Annotated in this window: 8 protein-coding genes; 5 read left to right on the top strand and 3 right to left on the bottom strand. The window is 66.4% G+C overall.

From position 1 onward, the window contains the following. Positions 1-1,163: phosphopyruvate hydratase (gene eno / locus IT540_RS01825; RefSeq protein WP_291172437.1), on the bottom strand; the 1,163-nt coding region annotated here is incomplete at its 3' end. A gap of 190 nt (positions 1,164-1,353) precedes the next feature. Between eno and IT540_RS01820 the strand changes: the two genes are divergently transcribed. The 3 genes from IT540_RS01820 (at position 1,354) to IT540_RS01810 (ending at position 3,324) form a co-directional block, all read left to right on the top strand. Then, positions 1,354-1,716 carry a GFA family protein gene (locus IT540_RS01820; RefSeq protein ID WP_291172434.1) on the top strand — a complete coding sequence of 121 codons (363 nt, stop codon included), beginning with the start codon at positions 1,354-1,356 and terminating at the stop codon, positions 1,714-1,716. Position 1,717: 1 nt separating this feature from the next. Continuing rightward, positions 1,718-2,422, top strand: a complete 705-nt coding sequence (gene queC, locus IT540_RS01815; protein ID WP_291172431.1) for a 7-cyano-7-deazaguanine synthase QueC — start codon at positions 1,718-1,720, stop codon at positions 2,420-2,422. Positions 2,423-2,781: 359 nt separating this feature from the next. Then, complete coding sequence (locus IT540_RS01810) at positions 2,782-3,324, top strand: DNA starvation/stationary phase protection protein (RefSeq protein ID WP_291172427.1); 543 nt, start codon at positions 2,782-2,784, stop codon at positions 3,322-3,324. Positions 3,325-3,471: 147 nt separating this feature from the next. Here the strand turns inward: IT540_RS01810 and IT540_RS01805 are convergent, their stop codons facing one another. Beyond that, positions 3,472-4,176, bottom strand: a complete 705-nt coding sequence (locus tag IT540_RS01805; RefSeq protein WP_291172424.1) for a queuosine precursor transporter — start codon at positions 4,174-4,176, stop codon at positions 3,472-3,474. 61 nt (positions 4,177-4,237) lie between these two features. Between IT540_RS01805 and IT540_RS01800 the strand changes: the two genes are divergently transcribed. Beyond that, entirely contained in the window at positions 4,238-4,597 is a 360-nt protein-coding gene (locus IT540_RS01800; protein ID WP_291172421.1) for a VOC family protein, read from the top strand. A 22-nt stretch (positions 4,598-4,619) separates the two neighbouring features. Here the strand turns inward: IT540_RS01800 and IT540_RS01795 are convergent, their stop codons facing one another. Continuing rightward, the gene (locus IT540_RS01795) at positions 4,620-4,841 is read right to left on the bottom strand and encodes a hypothetical protein (RefSeq protein WP_291172418.1); all 222 of its coding nucleotides are present in this window, start codon (positions 4,839-4,841) and stop codon (positions 4,620-4,622) included. A 124-nt stretch (positions 4,842-4,965) separates the two neighbouring features. On the opposite strand from IT540_RS01795, the gene IT540_RS01790 reads away from it, so the two are divergent. Continuing rightward, positions 4,966-5,366 (top strand): radical SAM protein (locus IT540_RS01790; RefSeq protein WP_291172415.1); only part of this gene is annotated, 401 nt, incomplete at its 3' end.

Below are 5,366 nucleotides of genomic sequence, written 5' to 3'. Positions count from 1 at the left end.
TTGATCTGGCCGCAGTTGGTCGCGACCGCGAGGTCGGCGATGGTCGAATCCTCCGTCTCGCCCGAGCGGTGCGACATTACGGCCGTGTAGCCCGCACGCTGCGCCATCGAGACGGCGTCGAGCGTCTCGGTCAGCGGGCCGATCTGGTTGACCTTGACCAGGATCGAGTTGCCGGTGGCCGCCTTGATGCCGCGCGAAAGACGCTCGGTGTTGGTGACGAACAGGTCGTCGCCGACGAGCTGAACGTTCCTGCCGATGGCGTCCGTCAGCGCCTTCCAGCCGTCCCAGTCGTCCTCGGCCATGCCGTCCTCGATGGAGATGATCGGGAAGCGGCGGACCAGATCCTCGAGGTAGCGCGCCATGCCGGCGCTATCGAGGCTCTTGCCCTCGCCGGCGAGCTCGTACTTGCCGCCCTTGTAGAACTCGGTCGAGGCGCAATCGAGCGCCAGCATGACGTCGTCGCCGGGCTTGTAGCCGGCCTTCTCGATGGACTTCACGATGAAGCCCAGCGCGTCGTCGGCGCTCTTCAGGTTCGGCGCGAAGCCGCCCTCGTCGCCGATGCCGGTGTTGTGGCCGGCGTCCTTCAGCGCCTTCTTCAGCGTGTGGAAGATCTCGGCACCCACGCGGATGGCGTCGGCGCACGTCTCCGCCGACACCGGCATGATCATGAACTCCTGGATGTCGATCGGATTGTCGGCGTGCGCACCGCCGTTGATGATGTTCATCATCGGCACCGGCAGAACGTGTGCCGAGGCGCCGCCGACGTAACGGTAGAGCGACAGCCCCGAGGTGTCCGCCGCCGCCTTCGCCGCCGCCAGCGACACGCCGAGAATGGCATTGGCGCCGAGCCGGCTCTTGTTCTTGGTGCCGTCGAGCGCGATCAGCGCGGCGTCGAGCCCACGCTGGTCCTCGGCGTCGAGGCCGATGAGCGCGTCCGAGATCTCGCCGTTGACGGCGTCGACGGCCTTCAGCACGCCCTTGCCGAGGTAGCGCCCCGCGTCGCCGTCGCGCAGCTCGTTGGCCTCGTGTGCGCCCGTCGAGGCGCCCGAGGGGACCGCCGCCCGCCCGAACGAGCCGTCCTCGAGCATCACGTCGACCTCGACGGTCGGGTTGCCGCGGCTGTCCAGGATCTCGCGGCCGAGGATGTCGACGATGGCAGTCATGGGCGTTTCCTTAGAAGTCTGATGGGCATATGTTTTTGAGGAAGGCGGGTGCCGACCTGTAGCGGCCTGGGAAGGACCCGGAGCGGGCCGGACGCGTTGTAGCTGGGTTCGGGGGGTCCGGAAAGACCCCTTTGGGTAGGCGCACCTACCCGCCTGCCGAGGCCAAGAAAAACGAGGGAGAGCCGGTGCGATGACCGACGAACAGATCTATCACGGCTCCTGCCATTGCGGCGCCGTCAGCTACGAGGCAAGGAGCGCCCCCATCGCGCAGGCGATGGCTTGCAACTGCTCCATGTGCCGCAGGAAGGGCACCCTGCTCGCCTTCATCCCGGCCGCGGACTTCACGCTCACGTCCGGCAGCGACGCGCTGACCGACTACCAGTTCAACCGGCACGTCATTCACCACCTCTTCTGTCGAACTTGCGGCGTCACGAGCTTCGCGCGCGGTGCAACGCCGGACGGCGCACCTATGATCGCCCTCAACGTGCGCTGCATCGACGAGATTGACCCCGACGCCATCACAATCAACCGCTTCGACGGAAAGAGCGCCTGACATGTCCGCAGACGGCGCTGCGCTCGTCCTCTTCTCCGGCGGCCAGGACAGCACCGTGTGTCTGGCCTGGGCGCTCGACCGCTTCGCGCGCGTGGAGACGGTGGGGTTCTCCTACGGACAGCGGCACGCAGTGGAGCTCACGCAGCGCCGCATCGTTCTCGACGGGATGGCGGCGACGTTCCCCGCGTGGGGCGACCGGCTCGGTCCTGACCACGAGATCACGCTCGCCGAGCTCGGGCGCCTGAGCGAGACCGCGCTCACCCGCGACACCGAGATCGAGATGACGAAGGCAGGACTGCCGTCCACGTTCGTGCCGGGGCGCAACCTCCTGTTCCTGGTCTATGCCGCGGCCGTCGCCTACCGCCGCGGCATCGCGACCCTCGTCGCCGGCATGTGCGAGACCGACTACTCGGGCTATCCCGATTGCCGCGCCGATACCATCCGCGCCCAGGAGGAGGCGATCGCGCTCGGCTTCGACAAGGAGTTCGCGGTGCTGACGCCGCTCATGTACGTCGACAAGGCCGGCACATGGGCGATGGCGGCCGAGCTCGGCGGCGCGCCGCTCATCGACCTCATCCGCGAGGAGACGCATACCTGCTACCTCGGCGACCGCACCGTGCATCACGCCTGGGGCTGGGGGTGCGGCACCTGCCCCGCCTGCCAGCTCCGTGCCAAGGGCTGGGAGGTCTGGCAGGAAGCATCTTGATTCCGCCCCGGTTGAGCGCGCTATCGAGATCTCGCTCGCATCATAGTCTCGTCATCGGGGCCTGGCGGAGACGCCGGGCGTCATGGCGGGCCCCCGACGTTTCATCATCAGTCACCACGGTGATATTTCGTTGCCGAGCGCGCGCCCGAGACGACGACAGCGAGCACGGCCAAAAAAAGCGAGTGGCGGCAAAAAACCTTTCCGTCTCCGGGATCTGCTCAAGCGGGGGGCACCTGTTTGCGCTGTCGATCCTCGTTAACACCGCATTGGGCTCATGCAAAAGCAGTGCTTCCCTTCCCGGCGCCGGGCCCCTACCTAAGGAGCCACAATTCCCCCTTCCGAACACGATGGAGTCCCCCATGGCCGAGACGAAAACCGATCTCAAGAAAGCCGCCGAGCGCCGCAAGGCCCCGCTCGCAACGCCGAGCGATCTCGGCGACAACGCCGTCCGCGATATCTCGGGCGCCCTGAACGAGCTTCTCGCCGACGTGTTCGCGCTCTACCTCAAAACCAAGAATTTCCACTGGCACGTCTCCGGCCCGCACTTCCGCGATTACCATCTGCTGCTCGACGACCATGGCGACCAGATTTTCGCTATGACTGATCCGATCGCCGAGCGCGTGCGCAAGATCGGCGGCACGACAATCCGCTCCATCGGGAATATCGCCAAGCTGCAGCGTATCAAGGACAACGACGCGGACTACGTCGATGCGCTCGACATGATCGCGGAGTTGCGTGACGACAACAAGGATCTGATCACGCGTCTGCGGTCGGTCCACGATGTCGCCGACGAGCACAACGACGTCGCGACCGCGAGCCTGCTCGAGAACTGGATCGACGAGACCGAGCGTCGCCACTGGTTCCTGTTCGAGATCAGCCGCCCTTCGGTCGAGGGCCACTGATGCGGTTACCCTCTCCCCTTCTCATGGGGAGAGGGGCAAGCGACATTCTCGGCGCGTGATCGCGCTTCGGACGACTGACAGGGTCCGAAGCGATCATGGTCTAGAGAATGATCTGAAACGGGTTGCCGCTTCCGGTCCCGCCGGTGATCATGGCTCCAGCTTGAACGGGTTGAAGTCCGTGTTGCGGTCGTAGTAGTCCTCGCCCTCGGCGCGCTTCAGGAAGGCGACGACCTTGTAGGTTGCGGGCGTGAACAGGACTTCCACCATGGTCTTGGTGAAGAACTGCGCCACCATCACCATGGGCAACGCCTCATTGGGGATGATGCCGGTGCCGTAGAAGGCCAACGGATAGAACAATGCGCTGTCGACGGCCTCGCCGGCGATGGTCGAGCCGATGGTGCGCTTCCAGAGGTGGCGGCCGCCCTGCGCCACCTTCATCTTGGCCAGCACGAACGAGTTGACGAACTCGCCGCAGAAATAGGCGACCATCGACGCCGCCACCACGCGCCAGGCGTTGCCGAAGGCGATCTCGTAGGCCGCCTGATGCTGCCAGAACGGCGCCGGCGGCAACGCGACCACCACGCTTGCCATGATGGACGCGAAGAAAAGCGCGGCGAAGCCGGTCCAGATGACCTTGCGTGCGCGGGCGTAGCCGTAGACCTCGGTCAGCACGTCGCCGAAGATGTAGGAGATGGGGAAGAACAGCACGCCGGCGCCGAACACGTAGGGCCCGATGCCGGGGATCTCGACTTGGGCGATCTTCGCCGGCCCGATGAGGTTCGAGCACACGAGCACAGTGACGAACGCCGCCATGACGAGGTCGTAGTAGCGGTAGGACCGTTGTGCGCTCATGTCCGTCTCCGTGCGGGCCGCACCGCCGCGGCGCAAGGCGCAAGCTTACAGGGAAGCGGCCATGCTGAGGATCGGATCGATTGTCTGGGGGGTGCGTGACGTCCCGCGCGCCGTCCGCTTCTGGTGCGACGCGCTCGGATACCGTCCGCTGCGGCCGCCGTCTGCGGACTGGGCCATCCTGGTTCCACGCGAGGGCGAGGGACCGCAGCTCGCGATCACGCTCGTCACGTCGGAGGCGGAAAGCCATCAGCGCCATCACCTGGATCTCTATGCCTCGGACCAAGCGGCAGAGGTCGAGCGATTGGTGGATCTCGGCGCTCGACGCGTCGCGTGGCGTTATCCGGAAGGCGCGGACTATGTCGTGCTGGCCGATCCCGACGGCAACACTTTCTGCGTCGTGGAGAAGGGCGGCACGGAATAGCGTGCGCCGCCTCATCGACGCGCTACGAGAGGTCGTCCGCCCTGACGGTGGGGCGGTCGCCGGCGGCGGCCTCCCTCGCCTTCTCGAGTGCGGCGACGCGGGCGTCGTAGTCGAGGCGCAGGAACGCGTTGAGCGCGCCATCCGCCACCTCGTACTCGCCGCAGCGCTTGCAGCGCACGACAAGACCGTCAAAGTCGCCCGAGGTCAGGTCCTCGGCCTCGGCTCCGCAAACAGAGCATTGCATGCTGGTCCTCGATCACGTCCCAGAGTGCTTTCACAGTGATACCCTCGTGCACGCCCCGAAGTTCCGGCACCGGCGCGGCGGCGTGCCGCTTGACAAGCGGACGCGGCCTCCTACGGATCAGCGCATGTATGCCGTCAAAGAGATCTTCTACACCCTCCAGGGCGAGGGCGCGAATGCGGGACGCGCTGCCGTGTTCTGCCGCTTTGCCGGCTGCAATCTGTGGTCCGGACGCGAGGCCGACCGCGATCGGGCTGACTGCCGGTTCTGCGACACCGAATTCGTGGGCACCGACGGCGAAGGCGGCGGCAAGTTCCGCGACGCGGCGGCGCTGGCGGCCGCCGTGGCCGCGGCCTGGCAGGGCGGTGAAGACGAGCGCTTCGCCGTGCTGACCGGGGGCGAGCCGGCGCTACAGGTGGACGGCGCGCTGATCGATGCGTTGCATAGCCATGGCTTTACCATCGCCATCGAGACCAACGGCACGCTCCCGCTGCCGCCGGGCCTCGACTGGATCTGCGTCAGCCCGAA

Source organism: Hyphomicrobium sp. (assembly GCF_020852195.1).
Taxonomy (GTDB): Bacteria; Pseudomonadota; Alphaproteobacteria; order Rhizobiales; family Hyphomicrobiaceae; genus Hyphomicrobium_C.
The sequence above is the reverse complement of the archived record's forward strand: the minus strand, read 5'-3'. Positions and strand labels throughout refer to the sequence as shown.

Coding starts and splice junctions, on each gene's coding strand:
- IT540_RS01800 (WP_291172421.1), top strand. CDS start 4,238: ATGCTGAGGATCGGATCGATTGTCTGGGGGGTGCGTGACGTCCCGCGC.
- IT540_RS01805 (WP_291172424.1), bottom strand. CDS start 4,176: ATGAGCGCACAACGGTCCTACCGCTACTACGACCTCGTCATGGCGGCG.
- IT540_RS01820 (WP_291172434.1), top strand. CDS start 1,354: ATGACCGACGAACAGATCTATCACGGCTCCTGCCATTGCGGCGCCGTC.
- IT540_RS01810 (WP_291172427.1), top strand. CDS start 2,782: ATGGCCGAGACGAAAACCGATCTCAAGAAAGCCGCCGAGCGCCGCAAG.
- queC (WP_291172431.1), top strand. CDS start 1,718: ATGTCCGCAGACGGCGCTGCGCTCGTCCTCTTCTCCGGCGGCCAGGAC.
- IT540_RS01795 (WP_291172418.1), bottom strand. CDS start 4,841: ATGCAATGCTCTGTTTGCGGAGCCGAGGCCGAGGACCTGACCTCGGGC.